At 75.0% G+C, this 20,586-nt stretch carries 20 protein-coding genes; 9 read left to right on the top strand and 11 right to left on the bottom strand.

The features are described 5' to 3' along the window. Window positions 1-7 precede the first annotated feature (7 nt). Both ACEPPI_RS21080 and ACEPPI_RS21075 read right to left on the bottom strand, forming a co-directional pair. On the bottom strand, window positions 8-2,302 hold the full coding sequence (locus ACEPPI_RS21080; RefSeq protein WP_373916795.1) for an FtsX-like permease family protein: 2,295 nt from the start codon (window positions 2,300-2,302) through the stop codon (window positions 8-10). Then, window positions 2,299-3,009, bottom strand: coding sequence for an ABC transporter ATP-binding protein (locus tag ACEPPI_RS21075; protein WP_373916794.1), 711 nt, complete (start codon window positions 3,007-3,009; stop codon window positions 2,299-2,301). Before ACEPPI_RS21075 ends, ACEPPI_RS21080 begins: the two co-directional genes overlap by 4 nt. Window positions 3,010-3,248: 239 nt before the next feature. Here ACEPPI_RS21075 and ACEPPI_RS21070 point away from each other — a divergent pair, with 239 nt between their 5' ends. Continuing rightward, window positions 3,249-4,109 carry a sensor histidine kinase gene (locus tag ACEPPI_RS21070; protein ID WP_373916793.1) on the top strand — a complete coding sequence of 287 codons (861 nt, stop codon included), beginning with the start codon at window positions 3,249-3,251 and terminating at the stop codon, window positions 4,107-4,109. After that, on the top strand, window positions 4,106-4,816 hold the full coding sequence (locus ACEPPI_RS21065) for a response regulator (protein ID WP_373916792.1): 711 nt from the start codon (window positions 4,106-4,108) through the stop codon (window positions 4,814-4,816). Before ACEPPI_RS21070 ends, ACEPPI_RS21065 begins: the two co-directional genes overlap by 4 nt. Before the next feature lie 22 nt (window positions 4,817-4,838). Here the strand turns inward: ACEPPI_RS21065 and ACEPPI_RS21060 are convergent, their stop codons facing one another. The 3 genes from ACEPPI_RS21060 to ACEPPI_RS21050 form a co-directional block, all read right to left on the bottom strand. Next, entirely contained in the window at window positions 4,839-6,356 is a 1,518-nt protein-coding gene (locus ACEPPI_RS21060; protein ID WP_373916791.1) for a hypothetical protein, read from the bottom strand. Continuing rightward, window positions 6,353-7,330, bottom strand: a complete 978-nt coding sequence (locus tag ACEPPI_RS21055; protein WP_373916790.1) for a LysR family transcriptional regulator — start codon at window positions 7,328-7,330, stop codon at window positions 6,353-6,355. The genes ACEPPI_RS21060 and ACEPPI_RS21055 overlap by 4 nt, the downstream gene beginning before the upstream one ends. Before the next feature lie 208 nt (window positions 7,331-7,538). Then, complete coding sequence (locus tag ACEPPI_RS21050) at window positions 7,539-8,291, bottom strand: GntR family transcriptional regulator (protein WP_373916789.1); 753 nt, start codon at window positions 8,289-8,291, stop codon at window positions 7,539-7,541. A gap of 232 nt (window positions 8,292-8,523) precedes the next feature. Between ACEPPI_RS21050 and ACEPPI_RS21045 the strand changes: the two genes are divergently transcribed. From ACEPPI_RS21045 to ACEPPI_RS21025, 5 genes are read left to right on the top strand one after another with little or no spacing between them, the layout of a single operon-like run. Then, window positions 8,524-9,699 carry an extracellular solute-binding protein gene (locus tag ACEPPI_RS21045; RefSeq protein WP_373916788.1) on the top strand — a complete coding sequence of 392 codons (1,176 nt, stop codon included), beginning with the start codon at window positions 8,524-8,526 and terminating at the stop codon, window positions 9,697-9,699. Further along, window positions 9,699-10,607, top strand: coding sequence for an ABC transporter permease (locus ACEPPI_RS21040; RefSeq protein ID WP_373916787.1), 909 nt, complete (start codon window positions 9,699-9,701; stop codon window positions 10,605-10,607). Before ACEPPI_RS21045 ends, ACEPPI_RS21040 begins: the two co-directional genes overlap by 1 nt. Then, window positions 10,595-11,509, top strand: a complete 915-nt coding sequence (locus ACEPPI_RS21035) for an ABC transporter permease (protein WP_373916786.1) — start codon at window positions 10,595-10,597, stop codon at window positions 11,507-11,509. The genes ACEPPI_RS21040 and ACEPPI_RS21035 overlap by 13 nt, the downstream gene beginning before the upstream one ends. Before the next feature lie 5 nt (window positions 11,510-11,514). After that, on the top strand, window positions 11,515-12,609 hold the full coding sequence (locus ACEPPI_RS21030) for an ABC transporter ATP-binding protein (protein ID WP_356212567.1): 1,095 nt from the start codon (window positions 11,515-11,517) through the stop codon (window positions 12,607-12,609). Continuing rightward, window positions 12,606-13,310 (top strand): HAD family hydrolase, encoded by a 705-nt coding sequence (locus tag ACEPPI_RS21025; RefSeq protein WP_373916785.1) that lies wholly within the window; start codon window positions 12,606-12,608, stop codon window positions 13,308-13,310. Before ACEPPI_RS21030 ends, ACEPPI_RS21025 begins: the two co-directional genes overlap by 4 nt. Here ACEPPI_RS21025 and ACEPPI_RS21020 read toward each other — a convergent pair. Continuing rightward, window positions 13,268-13,747, bottom strand: a complete 480-nt coding sequence (locus ACEPPI_RS21020; protein ID WP_373916784.1) for a hypothetical protein — start codon at window positions 13,745-13,747, stop codon at window positions 13,268-13,270. The genes ACEPPI_RS21025 and ACEPPI_RS21020 overlap by 43 nt on opposite strands. Window positions 13,748-13,841: 94 nt before the next feature. Between ACEPPI_RS21020 and ACEPPI_RS21015 the strand changes: the two genes are divergently transcribed. Next, window positions 13,842-14,636, top strand: a complete 795-nt coding sequence (locus ACEPPI_RS21015) for a GntR family transcriptional regulator (RefSeq protein ID WP_373916783.1) — start codon at window positions 13,842-13,844, stop codon at window positions 14,634-14,636. A gap of 8 nt (window positions 14,637-14,644) precedes the next feature. Here the strand turns inward: ACEPPI_RS21015 and ACEPPI_RS21010 are convergent, their stop codons facing one another. Both ACEPPI_RS21010 and ACEPPI_RS21005 read right to left on the bottom strand, forming a co-directional pair. Further along, window positions 14,645-15,214 (bottom strand): phosphonate degradation HD-domain oxygenase, encoded by a 570-nt coding sequence (locus tag ACEPPI_RS21010; protein ID WP_373916782.1) that lies wholly within the window; start codon window positions 15,212-15,214, stop codon window positions 14,645-14,647. After that, complete coding sequence (locus ACEPPI_RS21005; RefSeq protein ID WP_373916781.1) at window positions 15,211-16,314, bottom strand: TauD/TfdA family dioxygenase; 1,104 nt, start codon at window positions 16,312-16,314, stop codon at window positions 15,211-15,213. Before ACEPPI_RS21005 ends, ACEPPI_RS21010 begins: the two co-directional genes overlap by 4 nt. Before the next feature lie 176 nt (window positions 16,315-16,490). Here ACEPPI_RS21005 and ACEPPI_RS21000 point away from each other — a divergent pair, with 176 nt between their 5' ends. Continuing rightward, window positions 16,491-17,570, top strand: a complete 1,080-nt coding sequence (locus tag ACEPPI_RS21000) for a DUF2330 domain-containing protein (protein ID WP_373916780.1) — start codon at window positions 16,491-16,493, stop codon at window positions 17,568-17,570. 43 nt (window positions 17,571-17,613) lie between these two features. On the opposite strand, the gene ACEPPI_RS20995 is transcribed toward ACEPPI_RS21000, so the two are convergent. The 3 genes from ACEPPI_RS20995 to ACEPPI_RS20985 are packed head-to-tail and all read right to left on the bottom strand — an operon-like array spanning window position 17,614 to window position 20,404. Then, entirely contained in the window at window positions 17,614-18,663 is a 1,050-nt protein-coding gene (locus ACEPPI_RS20995) for a zinc-dependent alcohol dehydrogenase family protein (RefSeq protein WP_373916779.1), read from the bottom strand. Between the two features lie 53 nt (window positions 18,664-18,716). Next, window positions 18,717-19,508, bottom strand: coding sequence for a RimK family alpha-L-glutamate ligase (locus tag ACEPPI_RS20990; RefSeq protein WP_373916778.1), 792 nt, complete (start codon window positions 19,506-19,508; stop codon window positions 18,717-18,719). Then, on the bottom strand, window positions 19,505-20,404 hold the full coding sequence (locus ACEPPI_RS20985; protein ID WP_373916777.1) for a RimK family alpha-L-glutamate ligase: 900 nt from the start codon (window positions 20,402-20,404) through the stop codon (window positions 19,505-19,507). Before ACEPPI_RS20985 ends, ACEPPI_RS20990 begins: the two co-directional genes overlap by 4 nt. Window positions 20,405-20,586 lie beyond the last annotated feature (182 nt).

The following is a 20,586-nucleotide window of genomic DNA, read 5'->3' as shown; positions in this document are numbered from 1 at the left end:
CGAAAACCTACTCGGTGTGCAGGACCGTCGCGATCGTCGCCCGTGCGGCCGAGCGCGCCGGAACCAGCGCGCCGAGCACGGCGATCACCACGCCCGCCAGCAGCAGAACGGCCAGTTGCGGCGCGTGCCAGACGTCCTTCATCGCCTCCGGGAAGGACACCACCCCGACGTGGTCCACGACCAGCCGGTGCGCCACCATGCCCAGCGGGATCCCGAGCAGCCCGCCGACCGCGCCCAGCCCGGCGACCGAGGTCACCGTCATCACCACCACCTGCCGGGGCGTCATCCCGATCGACTTGAGCATGCCGAGGTCCCGGCGGCGCTCGCGGGTGTTCAGCAGCACGGTGTTGAAGACCCCGAGGGAGGCGACGAGGGTCAGCAGCACCGTGAACACCGTGGAGAACGTCACCACGGTCGTCGTGCCCGCGTTGGAGGTGTCCGGGACCCGGGCGCGCAGGCCCGGGTCGATCGCCTCGACGGCCTCCGCGTGGGCCCGCGCGTCGGTCCCCGGGGCCAGCCGCACCGTGTACTCGGTGGCGTGGAGGTCCGGTGCGAGCTTCAGGAGGGTCGGCCAGGAGGCCTCCAGAGCCTGCGCGTTGCCCTCGATCAGCTCTCCCACGACGACCACCGGGGCCTGCCGGCCGTGCAGTTCCAGCGTGGTCCGGTCACCGACCGCAAGCCCGCGCTGCGTCAGGAACGCCGGACCGGCGACGACCTCTCCCTCCGCCTGCGGAGCCCGGCCCCGCACGATCCGGGACGCGTCCCCGCGGTAGAAGTCGGCGAAGACCGTCTGTGCCTGCCCCGCCAGGTGCGCCTGGGACAGCGCGCGGGCCCGTACCCCGGCCGTGCCGGGCAGTGCCCGTAGCCGGTCCTCGATCTGCGGGTCGGTGAGCGCCGGCGGGGTACGGCCGTTGCCCGGACCGCCCGCCGACACCTGGATGCGCGTGCCCCCGTCCCGGCCGGCGTCCGCGTAGGCCAGCATCGTGCCGGTCAGCCCGGTCGCCAGGGTCACCGTGGTGACGCCGAGCACGATCGCGGAGAGGGTCAGCAGGGTGCGCGCGGGCCGGGCGAACGGCTGCCCCAGCCCGAGGCTGACGGACCGCGGCAGCCGGCTCCCGCCGAGCAGCCGCTGCACGCGCCGCCCACGGCCGGTACGCGGAGCGCCGGCCGCGCTGATCGCCCGTGCGGCGGGCAGCCGGTGCGCCCGCAGGGCGGGGGCCAGGGCGCTCAGCAGGACGAGGGCGGGCATGCCCGCCAGGCAGACGACGGACACCCACGTGCCGTACGCGCCGACGGATGCCCGGCCGGTCTCGATGCCGGAGAACGCGACCTTCAGGATCGGCCCCGCCAGGGCGTTGCCGGCGAGGGTGCCGAGGACGCAGCCCACGGCGGCCGGCAGGCAGACCATCGTCAGGTAGACGCCGACGACCTGGTTCGGGGTGAAGCCCACGGCCTTGAGCACGCCGATGTGCCGGTATCCGGAGACGACGGCCCCGCTGACGACGTTCCCGACGATCAGGCAGGACACCAGGAGGCCGAGCACCCCGAAGAAGGTGATGAAGGGGAGGTAGGAGTCGGCCAGCGCCGAGAAGGCCGCCTTCAGGGTGAAGTAGTCCTGCGCGCCGGTCAGCGATCCGCCCGGGAGGTCCGCGGTGACCTCGGCGAGGGCGGCGTCGAGCCGGCTCCCGCTCGACGCGTCGGTGAACCGGTACAGCATCTGCGCGGAGGCGGGGTGCATCGCGGCCATCTGTCCGGGCGTGACCCAGGCGCTCGCCGACTTGCTCATGCTGGCGGCGAAACCGACGACGGTCAGCTTCGGCCCCCCGGACGGGTCGAGCGTGGTGCCGAGCAGTTGCGGGCCGGGGGAACCCTGGGAAGGCCAGTTGACGACGATCTCGCCGGGCGCGGTGGCCCAGTGCCCTTCGAGGAGTTCGATCCGGTCCACCGGGCCCGCCGGATCGGCCCGGCCCACGACGGAGAGCGTGCCGCCCGCCGTCCAGAGCCAGCCGTCGGGAACGTTGACGACGGCCTGCCCGAAGGGGCCCGCCGAGGCCTCGACCCCGGGCCGGTCCGCGGTCCGCGCGAGCTGCTCCGGCGAGACCCTGGCGGTGTCGAAGGACGCCACCACGTGCGCGCCGTGCTGGCGGGCGTGCGCCTTCTCGAAGGGGCCCGACGCGGCGTCGAGCAGGGCGAGGGCGAGCAGCACGGTGGTGGTGGAGCACAGGACGACCAGCCCGATGACGAAGGTCTGCACCCGGCGGCGCCGGACGGCCGCGCGGGCCGCCCGCCACACGGCGTTCACGAGGTCACCGCCGGCGCGCTCTCGCGGGCGACGCGGCCGTCGGCGACCTCGACCAGGCGGCTCGCGCAGCGGGTGGCCAGGTGGGGGTCGTGGGTGACGATCAGCAGGGTCTGGCCGATCTGGTTGAGGTCGATCAGCAGGTCCATCACCTGTTCGCCGGAGCGGCTGTCGAGGGCGCCGGTCGGCTCGTCGGCGAGCAGCAGCGCGGGCCGGTTCATCAGGGCCCGGGCCACGGCGACCCGCTGGCGCTCGCCGCCGCTGAGGGTGGCGGGGTAGTGGTCGCGCCGGTCGGCGATCCCGAGCTCGTCGAGGAGCTCCAGGGCCCGGCGGCGGGCCTGACGGGCGGAGACACCGGTCAACTGGGCGGCCAGGGCCACGTTGTCGAGGGCGGGCAGGTCGTCGATGAGGTTGAAGAACTGGAAGATCATGCCCACGCCGCGGCGGCGGAACAGGGCCAGACCGGTCTCCGACAGGGACCCCAGGTCCTGGCCGTGCACCTCGACGGTGCCGGCCGTCGGCCGGTCCAGGCCGGCCACCATGTTGAGCAGGGTCGACTTGCCGCAGCCCGAAGGCCCCATCACGGCGACCGCCTCCCCCTTGCGGATCTCCAGGGAGAGGCCGTCGAGGGCCTTCGCGTCGCCGTACTCCTTGTGCACGCCGTCCAGCCGGACGACGACCCCCGGGGCACTGCCGTGATCTTTGGTCATGCCCCGAACCTAGAAGGCCCGCCCCCAACCGGGCGTCACCCACCCGATGTAACCCGTGGGGCGGGTCATCCCACGGATGTACGCGGGCGCCCGCCGCCCTCGCCGACGGGTCGGCGGATCGGCGCGACGGGGCCCGTACCAGCGGAAACCGGCGTCGGGTCAGGGGAGGGTGTGGTTAGAGTACTGGGCGGTCCGTGGGGGACGGGCCGGGTGCGCGGGGCGGACGAGGGGCGGGTGCGGTGGGCTGGCTGACGGAGGGAGCGCTGGCGTCGGCGGGCGCGGCGGCCGTGGTGGCGCTCTGCCTGGGGGTCGCGCTGGTGCGGACCCGGCGTGAGCACCGGGAGGCCCGGGGGGAGCACGGCTGGCTGCTGGAGCGGGAGCGCGAGAGCGCCGCCCGCGCGGCGGTCGACGCGGAAAGGGCCAGGATCGCCGCCGAACTCCACGACATCGTCAGCCACAACGTGAGCCTGATGATCGTGCAGGCCGGGGCGGCCCGCGAGGTGCTCGCGACCATGCCGCAGGAGGCCGCGGCCGCGATGAGCGCGGTGGAGAACGCAGGCCGGAACACCATGACCGAACTGCGCCACCTCCTGGGCCTGCTCGCCCCCGCCCAGGACGGTGAGGACGAACCCTACGGCGCCGCCGCCGAGCTGACCCCGCAGCCGAGCCTGAGCCGGCTGGGCCCGCTCATCGACAGGATCGCTTTCGCCGGGCTGCCGGTGGACGTACGGATCTCCGGCGAGCCGCGGCCCCTCCCGGCGGGGATCGACGTGACGGCGTACCGGATCATCCAGGAAGCGCTGACCAACGCGCTCAAACACGGGGACGGGGTGAAGGCCGAGGTGACGGTGCGGTACACGGACAGTGCCTTGCGGGTGGAGGTGCTCAGCGGCGGCCCGAGCGTGCTGAGCGCCGACGCGGACGGCGGCGGGGCCCGCGCGGCCGGGCGCAGCGGCGGGCAGCCGAAGGCCGAGGGGACCGGTCGCGGGCTCCTGGGCCTTCGGGAACGCGTCGCCGTCTACGGGGGCGACCTCGACGCCCGCCGCCGTCTCGGCGGCGGGTTCCGGGTCCGCGCGCGCCTTCCCCTGGCCCGGCCGTGACGGCGGCCGCACCCGGACCCCGGGTGCTGATCGCCGACGACCAGGAACTCGTGCGCACCGGCTTCCGGCTGATTCTGACGGCCCGGGGCATCGAGGTGGCCGGTGTGGCCGCGGACGGGGTCGAGGCGGTGTCGATGGCACGGAGCCTGCGCCCCGACGTGGTCCTGCTCGACATCCGGATGCCGCGCATGGACGGCCTGGAGGCCGCCCGTCGGATCATGGCCGAACTCCCCGGCGCTCGCGTCATCATGCTGACCACCTTCGACCTCGACCAGTACGTCTACGCCGCCCTCGCGGCCGGGGCCAGCGGGTTCCTGCTCAAGGACGTCACCCCCGAACACCTGGCGGCCGCCGTACGGCTGGTGGGGACCGGCGACGCCCTGCTCGCGCCGTCCATCACCCGCCGCCTGGTCGAGCGGTGCGCCCCGGCCCCCGGCCCGTCCGTGAACGCCTCGGCCGGGGTCCCGGCGCCGCACCGGGACCTGGCCGCGCTGACCCCGCGCGAGCGGGAGGTGCTGACCCTGATGGGCCACGGGCGGTCCAACGCCGAGCTGGCGGGGGAGCTGACGCTCAGCGAGGCCACCGTGAAGACCCACGTGGCGCGGATCTTCGCCAAACTCGGCCTGCGGGACCGGGCCCAGGCCGTGGTCCTCGCCTACGAGACGGGGCTGGTCACCCCGGGATCGGCCGGCGGCCCCCCGGGGTAGCGGCCCCGCCGGGCGTCCCGTCTCAGGGCATCGACTCCCGCATCACCGCGAGCGGGAGGGCCGGGTGGGCCGCCGCGGCCTCCACCACGTGCCAGTCCGGGTCGTCCAGCAGGCGGGGCAACTCCCGTGCGGGCAGCGCCGGATGGGCTGCGGCGTCCCGGCGGGCCCTGACGTCGCCCAGGCAGCCGAGCAGCGCGGGCCCCGTGGCGTTCGGGTGCCGGGCGACGGCCCGCAGCACCCCCAGCACCGGCGGATCGTGGCGGACCAGCTCCTCCAGCAGGGCGCCCGGCGCGTCCGGGTTGGCGGCGACCTGTGCCAGGACGTGCACGCCGTGCCGCGCCGCCATCGCCCGCAGCCGGTCCTCGCCCAGGCCCGGGTGGGAGGCGACGGCCTTGACGACCTTGGCGTCCGGATCGGCGGCGAGGGCGTCGCGGACCGCGGGCGGCAGATCGCGCCGCCGCGCCACGAGCGCCCGTACGCCCGCCTCGGCCGAGGCCGCCAGCTCGTCGACCTCGGCCTCCGTGGCGGCGGCGATCCGGGGCAGCGTCTCCCGGCCGGCCCGCGCCCGGCGGGCCAACCCGGCCAGTATGTCGAGTGGCAGCCGGGGGTGGCGGATCAGGCGGCCCAGGACCTCCGGGTCCCGGACGCCGGCGAGTTCGCGGATCACCGCCTCACCGGTCCCGGGATTGCCGGCCAGGGCCCACAGGACCCCGGGCACCGGGTCGCGGGCGAGTTCCGCGTACACCGCGTCCGGCAGACCGGCCCGAGCGGCCACGGGCTCCCGCAGCAGCATCGAGGGGTCACCGGCGAACCGGGCCACGTCGTCGGCCGGGGTCGAGGGGTTCGCCAGGGCGGCCTGCCGCGTCGCCCGGACGGTGGACCCGTGGGAGCCGTCGCAGTCGGCGCCCCCGCGCAGGTAGGGGGCGTACCAGCGCAGCTCCGGGCCCTTCTCGCAGACGGTGCACTCGGCGGCCGGGGGCAGCCCCTCACCCGTGAGCAGGGCGGACAGCACCGCCGGGGGTACGGCCTCGTTGAAGGCGGTCATCATGCGCACCTCGGCGTGCGGATGCGCGGCCAGCAGGGCCGCCGTGGCCGGGTCCGGGGTCCCGTACGCCGCCAGGGAGGTCACCACGTCGAGCTGCCGGTCGGCGGCCAGCCGGGCGGCCACCTCGGGGGGCAGGCCGGGGCAGGAGGCCAGCTTGTCCCGGCGGCCGGGGTCCGGGTCCGTGACGAGGAGACCGGGCCAGTGCGGCAGGCCCAGGCCCTCGTCGAGCAGGGCGAGGGCGGCGTCCGGCAGGGCCCGCGGATCGATGTCGTCGGCGCGCAGCAGTCCCCGGCGGACCGGGCCGACGGCCAGGTTCCCCTGGTGGGCGGTCAGGGTCAGGGCCTGCGCACGGCTCAGGTCGGTGCGGACGGCGAGTGCGGAGGCCACCCAGCCGCCCTCTTCGGCGTCCTCCCCGACGGCGAAGGCGACCAGCCGGGCGACGAACGGGGGCGGCAGCGCAGGATTGGCGGCGAGCCCCTGCACGACGTGCCTCACGGCCCCACCTCCACGCCGGAGCCGGTGCCGGGGCGTGTACCGGGGCCTGCCCCCGCCCCCGCGGTCGCGCCCGCGTCGGCCGCCGCCGCCGCTTCGCGCAGGGCGTCCCGCAGCGCGGCGGCGAGCGGGTCGAGGGGGGTGCGGCGCGGGGTCGCCACGCCGATGTGGCGGGCCGGGCGCGGGGAGGCGAGGGCCACCGTGGCCGATCCGGCGGCCGGGGCCAGCGCGACGCGGGGGATCAGGGAGACCCCGACACCCGACCCGACCAGGGCCTGCGCGAAGAAGTAGTCGGTGGTCGACGCGGCGACGCGGGGTTCGAACCCGGCGCGGTCCGCGTACCGGCGCAGGAAGGCCTCCGTCTTCAGGCAGCCGAGCACCCACCGGTCGCCGGCCAGCTCCGCGGGCTCCAGCAGCTCCCGCTCCGCCAGCCGGTGGCCGGGCGGCAGGACCGCGTACAGCGGGTCCTCCATCAGGGGCAGCCAGGCCGGACCGGCCGGCCCGGCGCCGCCGGCCGGCAGCGGCCCGTCGAAGTGGTAGGCCAGCGCGAGGTCCGCCGCCCCGGACCGCACCATGGGCAGCGAGACCTCCGGTTCGGCCTCCACCACCGTCAGTTCGACCTCGGGACGCACGGCCACGAAGGCGGCGAGCGCCCGCGGCAGCAGGTGCCGGCCGCCGCTGGTGAAGGTGGCCACCGTCAGGCGGGCCCGGTCGGCGGTCAGCCGGTCGATCCGCGACCGGACGAGGTCCAGCTCGGCGGTGACCGTCTCGGCCGTCTCCACCAGCAGCCGTCCGGCCTCGGTGAGCGCGACCCCGCGCGTGCTGCGCCGCGCCACCGGGTGGCCGATGCCGCGCTCCAGGGCGGCGATGTGCTGGGAGACGGCCGAAGGGGTCAGCCGCAGGGCGGTCGCCGCGCGGTTGAAGCTCCCGTGCTCGGCCACGGCGCGCAGGATGCGCAGCCGGTGCACGTCGATCAAGGTTTTCCCTCATGCAGGTTCGGCAACGGACCGGTTCCACGGGGGACCGGTTCGACGGGGACACTACAGCGGCGGAGTCGACAGCATGATCGATATTCCGGTCGCCGACGGCAGCCGGTGCTTCGGCGGGCACCCGGCCACACCGCTCCGCGACGGGGGCCGTACGGTCACCGCCCCCCCCCCGACCGCGGACGCGCCGCCCCCGCCCTCAGCGTTCGCCGGCCCCCGGATGCCGCTCCAGCGGTGTGGCTACCACCGAGTTGCTCACACTGAAGGTGACGCTGCCGGCCCGGTAGCGGTCGTCGGACCATTCGATCGGGCGACCCGTGCGGGTGGCCGAAGTGTGTCGCTGGCGCAGCAGCGGACCTCCCCGCCGGATCTCCAGCAGCCGGGCGTCCTCGCTGCCCGCCGGGAGCGCGTCGATGAGGTGTTCCCCGTAGTGGGCCACGATCCCGGAGTCGGCGGCGAGGCTGTCCATCACCGAGCGGCAGTCCTCCGGGAGCGCCTCCACGGCCGCCGCGACCCAGTCGGCGTAGGCGGTCCGCTCCACCATCGTCGGCTCGCCGTCGAGCGTCCGCAGCCGCAGTACGGCCAGGATCTCCGTACCCGCGGGCAGCGCGAGACGCTCCGCCTCCTCGGCGGTGGCGGGCCGCCGGGTGCGGGACAGGAAGCGGCTGCGCACCTCGTGGCCGACCCCCTCGGCCCACTGCGCGAAACTGTTCAACTCGCCGAAACTGTGGCGCCGTTCGTGACGCAGGACGATCCTGCGCGCGCCCTGGCTGGAGCCGATGAGCCCCTCGGCGGCGAGGGTGGCGACGGCCTGGCGGACGGTTCCGCGCGAGACCGACCAGCGGGAGGCGAGGTCGCTCTCCGAGGGCAGCCGGCCCCCCACCGGGTGGGCGCCGGACAGGATCGCCCGGCGCAACTCGTCGGCGATCTCCAGATACCGGGCCGTTCCCATGCCGTTCCCCCCTCGTTGCGGTGCTCTGCGACCTCAAGGTCTTGATCATCATCGATGGGCATCCGGGCGGATCTGTCACGACTCCTTTCGGTCATTCTCGTCTCTTCGTCGAGCCGTGCTCCACGGTCCAGCCGCCGTTCACCGTCCGTACAGCGAGCACGGGCGAACTGGAGCCAACTTGTTCAGACAAGTGATCTGACAAGTGCAGCCCCCTTCGTCTCCGGGAGAGACCGTGCTCAGTTCCACCGCCCGTCGTGGCGCGGCCGTACTGCTCAGCGCCGCCGTCCTGACCACGCTCAGCGCGTGCGGCGCAGCGCCCGACCCGCAGCAGCCCGGCGGCGCCGCCTCCGGCGACGCCAAGGGCAAGACCCAGCCGGGCGCCGCGACCTCGGCGGCCGACCTCGGCGGCATGGAGGCCCTCGTTGCCGCCGCCGAGAAGGAGGGCCAGCTCAACGTGATCGCCCTGCCGCCGGACTGGGCGAACTACGGCGAGATGGTCAAGGCCTTCCAGGCGAAGTACCCCAAGATCAAGGTCGGCAGCGAGAACCCGGACGCCACCAGCGCCGACGAGATCGCCGCGGTCAAGTCCCGCAAGGGCCAGAAGCGCGCCCCCGACGTCCTCGACCTCGGCATCGCCTTCGCCCGCAGCGGCGCCGCCGAGAACCTCTTCGCCTCCTACAAGGTCACCGCCTGGGACAAGATCCCCGGCTCCCAGAAGGACGCCGACGCCCGCTGGTACAACGACTACGGCGGCTACGTCTCCATCGGCTGCGACGCCGCGCGCATCCCCAACTGCCCGCAGACCTTCGCCGACCTCCTCAAGCCCGAGTACAAGGGCAAGGTCGCCCTCAACGGCAACCCGACCAAGTCCGGCTCCGCCTTCGGCGGCGTCTACGCGGCCGCCCTCGCCAACAAGGGCTCCTTCGCCGACATCCAGCCCGGCATCGACTTCTTCGGACAGCTGCGCAAGAGCGGCAACTTCATCCCCGTCGAGTCCACCCCGGCCACCGTCGAGAAGGGCGAGACCCCCATCTCGATCGACTGGGACTACCTGAACGCCGGCTACGCCGAGCAGTTCAAGGGCAAGGGCGTCGACTGGAAGGTCTCCGTCCCCTCCGACGGCGTCTACGCCCAGTACTACTCCCAGGCCATCAACAAGGACGCCCCCAACCCGGCGTCCGCCCGCCTGTGGATGGAGTTCCTCTACAGCGCCGAGGGCCAGAACATCTGGCTCAAGGGCCACGCCCGCCCCGTGCTGCTCCCCGTGATGGCCGCCGACGGCACCGCCGACAAGGACGCCGTCACCAAGCTCCCGCAGGTCCAGGGCACCCCGAACTTCCCGGCCTCCACCGAGCTCGACAAGGCCAAGGCCACCCTCGCCGAGAAGTGGGACAAGGCCCTCAGCTGATGTCCGCACCCACCCCCACCTCCCCCACGACGGGGACCGCCGGCGGCACCACCCTCCGCCGCCGGCGGCGCGGCCCGCGCACCTGGCTCGCCGCCCTCCCCCTCATCGCCTTCACCGGGCTCTGCTTCGGCCTGCCGCTCGGCGCCATCGCCTTCGGCGCCGTCACCCGCACCGACCCGGTCACCGGCACCACCGGCCTCACCGGCGAGCACCTCGCCCGCTCCCTCCAGGGCCCCTACCTCGACTCCCTCATCGGCAGCGTCCAGCTCTCCGCCCTGACCGCACTGCTCGGCGGAGTCCTCGGCGTCCTGATCGCCCAGGCCCTGGTCACCTCCCGCTCCACCGCCCTGCGCTCCGCGGCCCTGACCGCCTCGGGCGTCCTCGCCAACTTCGGCGGGGTGCCGCTCGCCTTCGCGTTCATCGCCACCGCCGGGATCTCCGGAGTCGTCACCCAGCTCGCGGACCTCACCGACCTCGGCTGGGACCTGTACTCCTTCACCGGCCTCGCCGTGGTCTACCTGTACTTCCTCACCCCCCTGATGGTCCTGGTGATCGTGCCCGCCCTGGACGGGCTCCGCCCGCAGTGGCGCGAGGCTGCCCAGAACAACGGGGCCACCGCACGGCAGTTCTGGCGCCACGTCGGCCTGCCCGTGCTGGCACCCTCCCTGCTCGGCGGCTTCGTCCTGCTCTTCGGCACCGCCTTCGCCGCGCACGCCACGGCCGCGGCCCTCGTCGGCGGCTCCGTACCGCTGGTCACGCTGAAGATCGCCGACGCCCTCTCCGGCAACGTGCTCACCGGCCAGGAGAACGTGGCGCTCGCCCTCGGCCTCGACATGATCCTGATCGCCGGCCTGGTCATGGCGGTCTACCTGCCCCTCCAGCGACGGAGCGCCCGATGGCTGCGATGACCCCGACCGCCACCCGGGCGGACCGTGCCGAAGCTGCCGGCGGCGCCGCCCCCGCGCGGGCCCGCCGCCCGCGTCCCCGCATCTGGCGCGGAGCCGTCCTCGCACTCGCGGGCGCCTACTTCCTGCTTCCGCTCGCCGCCTCCTTCGTGTTCACCGTGCACGTGCCCGGCCAGGGCCTCACCTCCGAGGCCTACACCGAACTGCTGGGCGCCGAGGGCTTCATGAGGAGCCTGCTCCTGTCGCTCGGCCTGGCCGCCGCTACCATCGCGCTGTCCCTGCTGCTGGCGGTGCCGGCACTGGTCGCCGTACGGATCGGCTCGCCGAGGCTGCGGCCGTTGGTGGAGGTGATGTGCATGCTGCCCCTGGTCGTACCGCCCATCGCCCTGGTCACCGGCATCACCACGGTGCTCCGCTGGGGGCCCGAGCACCTCTCGCGGACCCCGCTGTACCAGACCTTCCTCGCCGTCCAGAACCCGGACTTCCCCGTCGTCCTGGTCCTCGCGTACACGGTGCTGGCACTGCCCTTCGTCTACCGCTCGCTCGACGCGGGACTGCGCGCCGTCGACGTCCCCACCCTGGTCGAGGCCGCCCGCAGCTGCGGAGCGAGCTGGCCGCACGTGGTCCTGCGCGTCCTGCTGCCCAACCTGCGGGCCTCGCTCGCGGGAGCGGCCTTCCTCACCCTGGCCCTGGTCCTCGGCGAGTTCACCATCGCCTCGCTCCTCGGCTTCCAGCCCTTCGCCGTGTGGATCGTCTCCATCTCCGGCGCCCAGGCCCGGATGTCGGTGGCCGTCTCCATCCTCAGCCTCCTCATCACCTGGCTGCTGCTGCTCGTCCTCTCGCGGGCCGGCACGAACCCCTCCCCGGTCTCCGCCGCCCCCGCCACCTCCCGCAAGGAGTCCTGACCCCCATGTCCACGACCCTCACCGCGCCGCGGAAGCCGGCCGGCCCCGCCGCCCCGGCGGGTGCCCGCGTCGAATTCCGCGGCCTGCGCCGGGCGTTCGGCTCCACCGTCGCACTCGACGGCCTCGACCTCACCGTCGAACCCGGCGAACTCCTCGCCCTGCTCGGCCCCTCGGGCTGCGGCAAGACCACCGCCCTGCGGGTCCTCGCGGGCTTCGAGACGCCCGACGCCGGCGAAGTCCTCGTCGACGGCGAGGACATCACCCGGGTCCCGGCCAACCGCCGCGACGCCGGCATGGTCTTCCAGTCGTACAGCCTCTTCCCCAACCTCAGCGCCCGCGACAACGTGGCCTTCGGCCTGCGCGTGCGCAAGGTGCCCGCCGCGCAGCGCCGCGAGCGCGCCGCCGAACTCCTCGACCTGGTGGGCCTGCCCGACCACGGCGACCGCTACCCGCACCAGATGTCCGGCGGCCAGCAGCAGCGCGTCGCCCTCGCCCGCGCCCTCGCCCTGCGCCCCCGCGTGCTCCTCCTGGACGAGCCGCTCTCCGCCCTGGACGCCAAGGTACGGGCCAACCTGCGCGAGGAGATCCGCCGCCTGCAGCTCGACCTCGGCATCACCACCGTGTTCGTCACCCACGACCAGGAGGAGGCCCTGTCCATGGCCGACCGGGTCGCCGTGCTGAACGCGGGCCGCCTGGAGCAGTGCGCCGCCCCCGCCGAGCTGTACGAACGCCCCGCGACCCCCTTCGTCGCCGAGTTCGTCGGCACCATGAACCGGCTCCCCGGACGCCTCACCGACACCGGCCTCGTGGAGGTCGCCGGCATCCGGCTGCCCGTCGACGGCCCCGTCCCGGCCACCGCGGACGTGGAGGTGCTGGTCCGCCCCGAGAACCTCACCGTGACCGCCGACCCCGAGGGCGGCGCCACCGTCGCCTCCGCCTCCTTCTTCGGCGCCGTCACCCGCCTCCACCTCGACCTCGCCGACGGCACCCGGGTCAAGGCCGACCTGCCGTCGCGCGACGCCGGGGACCTGGCCCCGGGCGCGCGGGCCGTCGTGGGACCGGCCGAACGGCCCGTGCTCGTCGTGGCGAGGACCGCGTGAACGCACCCGCCGCCGTGCTCTTCGACATGGACGGCACCCTCGTCGACACCGAGGTGCTGTGGTGGGAGGCCACCGAGGCGACCGCGGAGCGGCTCGGACACCGCCTCGGCCCCGCCGACGCCCCCGAGGTCGTCGGCCGCGCCGTCCCGGACACCGCCGCCCACCTCGTACGGGTGGCAGGGCGCGGGGAACCGGCGCAGGTCGCCGCCGAACTCACCGAGGGCTTCTTCCGCAGGGTCGCCGCCGGGGCGCCCCTGCGCCCCGGCGCCCAGCGGCTGCTGACCGCGCTGGAGGCCGAGGGGATCCCCTTCGCGCTGGTGAGCGCGTCGCCGCGGGTGGTCGTGGACGAGGTGGTCGGGGGCGCGCTCGCACACGTCCCGTTCGCCTTCACGCTCTCCGCCGACGACACCGTACGGACCAAGCCGCACCCCGAGCCCTACCGAGCCGCCGCCGCCCGCCTGGGCCTCGCGCCCGCGAGCTGCGTGGCCGTGGAGGACTCCCCGGACGGCGCGGCCTCCGCCGAGGCCGCGGGCTGCGCGCTGCTGGTGGTGCCCTCGCTGCTGGACGTACCGCGCTCGGCGCTGCGCACCTTCGCGGCCTCCCTGGAGGAGGTCACCCCGGAGCTGCTGCGCGGCATGAGCGCAGCCGGGCCCGCGGCTCAGGCCGACAGGACGAGCAGCTCCAGGATGCCCTCGGCGTAGGCCCCGGAGACCGACCCCGGCCCGGTCTCCAGCACGCCGACCAGCAGCGGCAGGCCGGTCCGTACGTGGGCCGCGACCTGTCCGTACAGGCCCGCCCCGTACGGCTCCCCGTCCTCCTCGGCGCTCAGCAGGGACAGCAGGGTCCACAGCAGCGCCTCGCGGGTCGTCAGCCGGGGCGGGCCGGCCGACCACACGGCCATCAGCACCGCGCAGGCGGCCGGCGCCGGGGGCCACAGCCGGGTCCCGGTGAACACGTGTCCCTGCAACGCGTGGTACGCCGCCGGATGTCCCTCGGCCGCGTCCCACAGGGCGTCCTCCAGGTGTTCCGCCGAGCGGCCGCAGCCGCAGGTCACGGACGCCCAGTCCTGCCGTGCGAGCTCGGCCCGCACACCGTCCGGCACCAGCGGGCTGCTGCGCGGCTTGTCCTTCCCTCTCATGAGGCTCCTTTCACGAGGCCCCAGTATGGGAGGGAGCGGGGACCGGGTCGAGCGGGGCCGCCGCGCCCACGGCCCGCATGGCAGTCTGGGGCCCGTGAACGAGGCACCGCAGGCAGCAGACGCACACCGGGAACCCCGCAGGGCCTCCGCCCGGACGCCCCTCTACCTGAAGGTCGCCGAGGACCTGCGCGGGGCCATCTCCGCCGGCGCGTACGGATCCGGGGCCCGGCTTCCCGCCGAGGACGAACTCGCCCGCCGCTACGCCGTCTCCCGGGGCACCGTACGCCAGGCCCTCGCCGCGCTGCGCACCGACGGCCTGATCACCTCCCGCCGCGGCACCCGCCGCGTGGTGCTCGGCGGGCCGGGGGAGGAGAACGCCGCCACCGAGCTGCGCAGCTTCACCCGCTGGGCCCGCTCGCTGGGGCAGGAGCCGGGCGGCCGGACCGTCGCCGTGGACCCGGGCACGGCGGACGGGGAGGAGGCGGAGCAGCTGCGGATCGCCACGGGCGACCCGGTGTACCGGGTACTGCGGCTGCGCACCCTGGCGGGGGAGCCGGTGATGGTGGAGCGGACGACCTACCCGCGGGCGGTCGGCGCCCTGGTGGCGGGGATGCCCATGGACACCGTCTCGTACTCGGAGCAGCTCGCCCGGCACGGGGTCCTCTTCACCGACGCCCACCACACCATCGACATCACCCCCGCCGACGCCGACGACGCACGGCTGCTGGGCTGCCGGGCCGGTGAGGCGCTGCTGCGGGAGCGGCGGCGGTCCACCGACCCGGCCGGCACCCCGGTCGAGTGGTCGCAGGACCGCTACCTGCCCGGGACGGTGGCCTTCACGGCGCACTCGACGGCGGCCAGTGCCCTGGGGCGCCGGCTGCGGCCGTGAGCCGGGGCTCAGTCCCGGGTGCGGAGCAGCGACGCCAGCAGCGGCCTGAAGTGCGCGAAGTCCGGGGTCACCCCCAGCGGGTCCTTGGCCCGCTCGTCCCACCGCCGCACGGCGACCGCGTCGGCGGCCCCGGGCAGCGCCTCGAAGGCACGGGCCTGCCGCGCCGTCATCGGCCCGCCCTGCACGCGCAGGGTGTGCACCGAGGCCTCGGAGAGCAGGCCGAAGTATCCGGGCTCGGCCGTGCACAGGTAGCGCTTGGCGGCCACGTGCAGCCGTACCGGCTCGGTCACCTCCGGCCCGAACCATCGGGCCAGCCAGTCGGCCCCGGTGTGGCTGTGCCGGTTGTCCAGGCCCTCCTCCATCAGGTCGTGGCCGGTCACCGTCCCGTGGAAATGGCCGATGTCGTGCAGCAGAGCGGCGGCCACCAGATGGGCGGGGGCCCCGGCCGCCTCGGCGAGGGCGCCGGCCTGGAGCATGTGCTCGGCCTGCGTGACCTCTTCGCCGAGGTACTCGGCCGCGCCCTCGCCCGCGAAGAGCGCGGCGAGCAGATCGAGGGGGGCGGGAGCTCCGGCGTTCACGCGGCGCCTCCTTCGCGGCGCAGCACGGCCAGGGCCGAGCCCAGTCCGTCGAGGTCGGCGTACGCTCCCTGGAGGTGGCGTCCGCCGCTCTCGGCGAAGGCCGTACGGGCGTGCAGCAGGCGGGTGTTGTCGAAGATGAGGCAGTCCCCGGGCGTGAGGCGGAAGTCCAGGCGCAGGTCCGGGCGGAGCAGCAGTTCGCCGAAGCGCCGGTAGGCGGCGTAGAACTCCTCCAGGACCGGGGCGCTCTCGTGGAGGGTGCCGAAGGAACGGTTGTTGAACCGGATCTCGCGGATCCGCCCGAGCGGGTCCACGTCGATCAGGGGCCGCTGCGCGCGCAGTTCGGTGCGCGCGTCGGTGAAGACGAACTCCACCGGAACCCGGGTCAGCACGTCGAAGGCCCGCGGGGCCTCCTGCCGCAGCAGCGCGGCGGCGTGGAAGCCGTCCACCAGCCCGGAGTCCCCGCCGAGCGCCTCGTTGCGCAGGCAGTGCAGCAGTTGCACGGTCGGCACCGGGTCCCGGTACGGGTTGTCGGTGTGCGGGCCGATCGCCGCTCCGGTGAAGGCCAGGTTGTTCGGGTCGGCCTCGACCCGGACCTCGAAGAGCTCCCCGTAGTTCGTCCGGCGTACGAATCCGAAGGTCTCCGCGACGTCGAGCACCATCCGGTCCCGGTGGGGGACGTCCCGCAGCAGGACGAAGCCGAGCCGCCGAACGCTCTCCAGCGCCCGGATCCGTACCGAGCGGTCGCCGATGTAGGCGTCCCACGAGGCCCCGGGCAGCCGTCCGGTGAGGTCGGCCGCGGCCCACAGCTCCTTGTCGGCCTCGGTCCGGCCGTCGCCGCGGGGCCCCTGCGGGCCGCCGGGGCAGTGGGCGTCGAGCCAGGCGGCCGGGTAGCGCGAGCGGTGCCCGTCGGGTTCCCACATCACCTCCCACACGGGCCCGTCGTCGCCCGGCAGCTCGCGCGCGGAGCCGACGGCGGGCCGGGGCGGCAGGTCGGTGATCTGGAACAGCTTCTGACCGGTGCGCGGATCGCGGCAGTCGCCGCAGGGGCAGTTGTCGCGCAGCCAGGGTGCGGGCGAATCGCTGATCGCCGTCGAGGACATCGGGGCTCCCGGGGTCGAAAGTTGTATGTACAACTCTGGGTGGGTGTTCGGCATGCTGGCAGCCCCCGATGGCCGGGGGATGGCGCCGAGGTGGCCGGAAGGTCCGGAGGGGACCGGAACCGGACCGGAGGGGACCGGAACCGGATCTCGGGCACCTTCGTCTGAGACCCGTGTGGATGAAGCGAAGGATCCCGGCCCTGCTGTTCGCCCTGCTCGCCGTCCTGGCGGGCTCCCTGATCAGCCCCGCCTACGCATGCGGCTGCGGGGCGATGGTTCCCGACGGGGCGTCGCGGATCGGCGTCGACCGGGAGGCCTCGGTGGTGCGCTGGGACGGCCGCGCCGAAGAGATCGTGATGCGGTTCACCGTCGGGGGCGACGCCCGTCGCGCCGCCTGGATCATGCCGGTCCCCGGACGGGCGACCGTGGGCCTCGGCGACGCCGGGCTCTTCCCCGCGCTCACCGAACTCACCCGGCCCGTGCACCGCACCCGTACGTACTTCTGGCCGCGCGACACCGACTGGCCCTTCGCCGACGACCGGGACCGCCACGTCGGCGCCGCACCGCCCGGCGCCGCCCCCTCGGTCGGCGTGGTCGGCCGCGAGCGGCTCGGCGACTTCGACGTCGCCCGGCTCACCGCCACCGACCCGGACGCCCTGCGCACCTGGCTGGAGACCAACGGGTTCAAGCTGCCCGACCGGCTCGCGGTCGAACTGAAACCGTACGTCGACCAGAAGTGGGAGTACGTGGCCGTCCGTCTCGCCCCCCGCGACCAGGGCAGGCCCCTGAGCGGTGAACTGGACCCGCTGCGGATCCGGTTCGACAGCACCCGCCTCGTCTACCCGATGCGACTGTCCCGGCTGGCCCGGACCCCGCAGTCCCTCGGCCTGTTCGTGCTGGCCGCCCACCGGATGGAGCCCGCCTCCGCGATCGGCGGGGCCACCCCGGAGGTGACCTTCGCCGGACGGATCAACCCGAAGGGCCCGCTGGCCGAACTCGCGGGCGACCAGCCGGTGTTCCTGACCGCGATCGACCAGAGGTTCCCGGACCCGGCCCGCATCGACGGGGACCACGAACTGCGCGCCACCGCCGAGGACACCCCCTACCAGCGGGCCGTCTACCGCTACGAGGTCCTCACCGTGGGCGGCGTCCCGGTCTGGCCGCTCGCCGTGGCGGGCGCCCTCCTGACGGTGGCCGCGGGCACGGCACTCCTGATCCGCCACCGCCACCGCCACGCCCGCCGGGCCCGGTCCGTCTGACGCCCCGCCGCCGGGCCCGCTCCGCCCGCCGCCGCCCGGGGACTCACTCCTGCGGCAGGACCACCGTCACCCCGGAGCCGGGCGCCGAGCCCATCGCGGCGAGGGCCGCCGGGGCGCCGGACAGCGGGAGGGAACGGGTCACCAGCAGGTCCGGGCGCAGCGCGCCTGAGCGGACCAGTTCCAGCATCGGCGGGTAGGCGTGGGCGGCCATCCCGTGACTGCCCAGCACCTCCAGCTCCCAGCCGATGACCCGGTCCATCGGCAGCGCCGCCGGGCCGGACTCCGCGGGGAGCAGCCCGACCTGGACGTGCCGCCCGCGCCGGCGCAGCCCGGCCACCGACGCGGCGGCCGTGGCGGGGGAGCCCAGGGCGTCCAGCGAGAGGTGGGCGCCGCCGCGGGTGAGCTCCCGTACGGCCCCGGCCGCGCCCGCGGGCCCGGCGGCCCGGGGGTCGAGGGCGTGGGCCGCGCCGAAGGAGAGGGCCAGTTCCCGTGCCGCGGGGGCCGTGTCGACGGCGACGACCCGCGCGCCCGCGGCCGCCGCGATCATCACCGCGGACAGGCCGACGCCGCCGCAGCCATGGACGGCGACCCACTCGCCCGCCGCCACCCGGCCCCGCGCGACCACCGCCCGGAACGCCGTGGCGAACCGGCAGCCCAGGGCGGCGGCCGTGGCGTACGAAAGCTCCCCGGGCACCGCCACCAGGTTCACGTCGGCGTGGTCCAGGGCCACGTACTCCGCGAAGGAACCCCAGTGCGTGAACCCGGGCTGCGTCTGGCGGGCGCACACCTGGTGCTCGCCGGCCGCGCAGTCGGGGCAGGTGCCGCAGGCGCAGACGAAGGGGACGGTCACCCGGTCGCCGGGCCGCCAGGCGGACACCCCGGTGCCCACCGCCTCGACGACACCGGCCAGTTCGTGCCCGGGGACGTGCGGCAGGGTGATGTCGGGGTCGTGGCCCATCCAGCCGTGCCAGTCGCTGCGGCACAGCCCCGTCGCCTCGACGCGCACCACGACCCCGCCCGGCTCCGGCGCCGGATCGGGCACCTCCCGGACCTCGGCCGGCTCCCCGTACCGTTCGAACACCACCGCGCGCATGGGACCGCCCCTCCGTAGACCGCCCCCACGCTACGCCCGCAGCCGCCGGGGGATCAGCCCGCGGCCCGGCGCAGGGCCAGGGCCGCGAGGGCCTCGGGGGCGCCGGCCTGGCCCCGGATCCCGGGGAAGGCGTTGACGTCCACGATGAGCGGGGCGCCGCCCGCGGTGCCGATGACGTCCACGCCGTAGACGTCCAGCGCGAACACCTCGCCCACCCGCAGCGCCAGTTCGGCCCAGCCGTCGGGAAGGCGGTCCAGGCTCCGCGCCGGTTCCTTGCCCCCGGCGGCCAGTTCGGAACGCCGCAGGCCCGCGAAGACCCGGTCCCCGATCACCCACAGCTTGTGGTCCCAGCCGTCGTTGGGCGCGAACGCCTGCACCACGACCGGCTCCTCGCTCCAGTGGCCCACCAGCTCCGCCAGCCGCGAGGGACCGTCGAGGCGGGCGACCAGGTCGTGCTTGTGGCTGCGCCGGCTCTTGACCACCATCGGCCACGGCAGCCCCGCCGCGCCCTCCAGCAGCGCCGCCGCGGCGAAGGTGCGGGTGGGGGCGAAGGGCAGCCCGGCCCGCAGGGCGAGCTCGGCCATGCCGGTACGGTCCTGGCAGGCCTCGGTGGCGGCGGCCGAGTTCAGCACGGGCGCCCCCCGCCGCTCCAGCTCCCGGGCCAGGGCCAGCGCGGAGGGGGTGCGCGCCTTCAGCAGGTAGATGTCGGCCCGCGCGTCGGCCGCCCCCGCGGGTCCGGCGGCCGGATCCAGCACGTCCACCGCGTGCCCGCCGGGGGCCAACGCCCGGGCGGTGGCCGCCAGCAGGGGGTGCCCGGCGTCCGGAGTGATCAGGCCGATCCTCACGCGCCGTCCCCCGCGCCCGCGGCCACCTGGAGCGGGATCGTCACGGGCAGCACGAACGGCGCGGCGGGCGGGCACTCGCGCCGGCCGCCCGCGCGGGCCAGCGCCAGGACGGCACGGGCCACCCTGGCCGCGGCGTCCGGTACCTGCCGGAAGCTCGGGAAGTCGTTCACGTCGACCACCACCGGCCCGTCGGGACCCAGCAGGACGTCGACCCCGTACAGGTCCAGCCCGTACACCTCGCCCACCCGGGCGGCGATCCGGGCCACTTCGGCCGGCAGCGGCACCTGCCGCTCGCGGACCGTGGCGTCCGGGTGCAGGGGGGAGCAGCGCTCGGTGGCGAAGAGCTCGCCGTCCACGCAGTACACCTTGATGTCGGTGCCCGCGTTCGGGACGTACGGCTGCGCGATGAGCATGGCCTCGCCCGCGAGTTCCGGCAGGAGCGCGGCGAGCCGGTCCGGCGAGGCCAGCAGGTGCACGCCCCGCCCGGAGCTGCCGTCGGCGGGCTTGACCACGAGCGGGTACGCGCTGTCGGGTATCTCCGCGAGGAGTTCGGGCCGGGCGACGGCGTAGGTCTGCGGCTGGGGCAGGCCCCGGGCGCTGCCGATGGCGGCGGCCAGCGCCTTGTCCCGTACGCCGCGGATCGCGCGGGCGTCGTTGACCGTGGTCATGCCGGCGGCGGCCGCCGCTTCGAGCAGGGTGAGCCCCGGTCCGCCGGACACGGTCTTCAGCACCCACGCGTCGTGGAAGCCCGAGCGGACGACCTCGTCCATGCGCAGCAGGGAGCCCCCCGGACGGACCACGTCCACCCGGTGTCCCCATGCCGACAGTTGCCGGATCACCTCGTTCGGCATGCCGTCACGGCGGTAGTGCTCTTCCACCAGGAAGCAGAGCCTCATGACCTTCCCCATATTCCCCGGACGCCCCTCCGCCGATCCCGTCCGGCGAGCTGTGACGTCACAGGATGCCATGGCATAGCCCCGAAACCGCTCCAGATGCAGCCTTAGTGGGCGCTACAGAGCGTGATATTCGACAAAACCTTTCCTAAACGATCAGCAATCCTCTTATAGTTGTGCCTCGT

The organism is Streptomyces sp. AB3(2024) (assembly GCF_041862025.1).
In the GTDB taxonomy this organism is placed as follows: Bacteria; Actinomycetota; Actinomycetes; order Streptomycetales; family Streptomycetaceae; genus Streptomyces.
This window is presented reverse-complemented; position numbering and strand designations above follow the sequence as displayed.

Coding starts and splice junctions, on each gene's coding strand:
- ACEPPI_RS20985 (WP_373916777.1), bottom strand. CDS start 20,404: ATGAGGCTCTGCTTCCTGGTGGAAGAGCACTACCGCCGTGACGGCATG.
- ACEPPI_RS21000 (WP_373916780.1), top strand. CDS start 16,491: ATGAAGCGAAGGATCCCGGCCCTGCTGTTCGCCCTGCTCGCCGTCCTG.
- ACEPPI_RS20995 (WP_373916779.1), bottom strand. CDS start 18,663: ATGCGCGCGGTGGTGTTCGAACGGTACGGGGAGCCGGCCGAGGTCCGG.
- ACEPPI_RS21020 (WP_373916784.1), bottom strand. CDS start 13,747: ATGAGAGGGAAGGACAAGCCGCGCAGCAGCCCGCTGGTGCCGGACGGT.
- ACEPPI_RS21050 (WP_373916789.1), bottom strand. CDS start 8,291: ATGGGAACGGCCCGGTATCTGGAGATCGCCGACGAGTTGCGCCGGGCG.
- ACEPPI_RS21030 (WP_356212567.1), top strand. CDS start 11,515: ATGTCCACGACCCTCACCGCGCCGCGGAAGCCGGCCGGCCCCGCCGCC.
- ACEPPI_RS21035 (WP_373916786.1), top strand. CDS start 10,595: ATGGCTGCGATGACCCCGACCGCCACCCGGGCGGACCGTGCCGAAGCT.
- ACEPPI_RS21040 (WP_373916787.1), top strand. CDS start 9,699: ATGTCCGCACCCACCCCCACCTCCCCCACGACGGGGACCGCCGGCGGC.
- ACEPPI_RS21075 (WP_373916794.1), bottom strand. CDS start 3,009: ATGACCAAAGATCACGGCAGTGCCCCGGGGGTCGTCGTCCGGCTGGAC.
- ACEPPI_RS21005 (WP_373916781.1), bottom strand. CDS start 16,314: ATGTCCTCGACGGCGATCAGCGATTCGCCCGCACCCTGGCTGCGCGAC.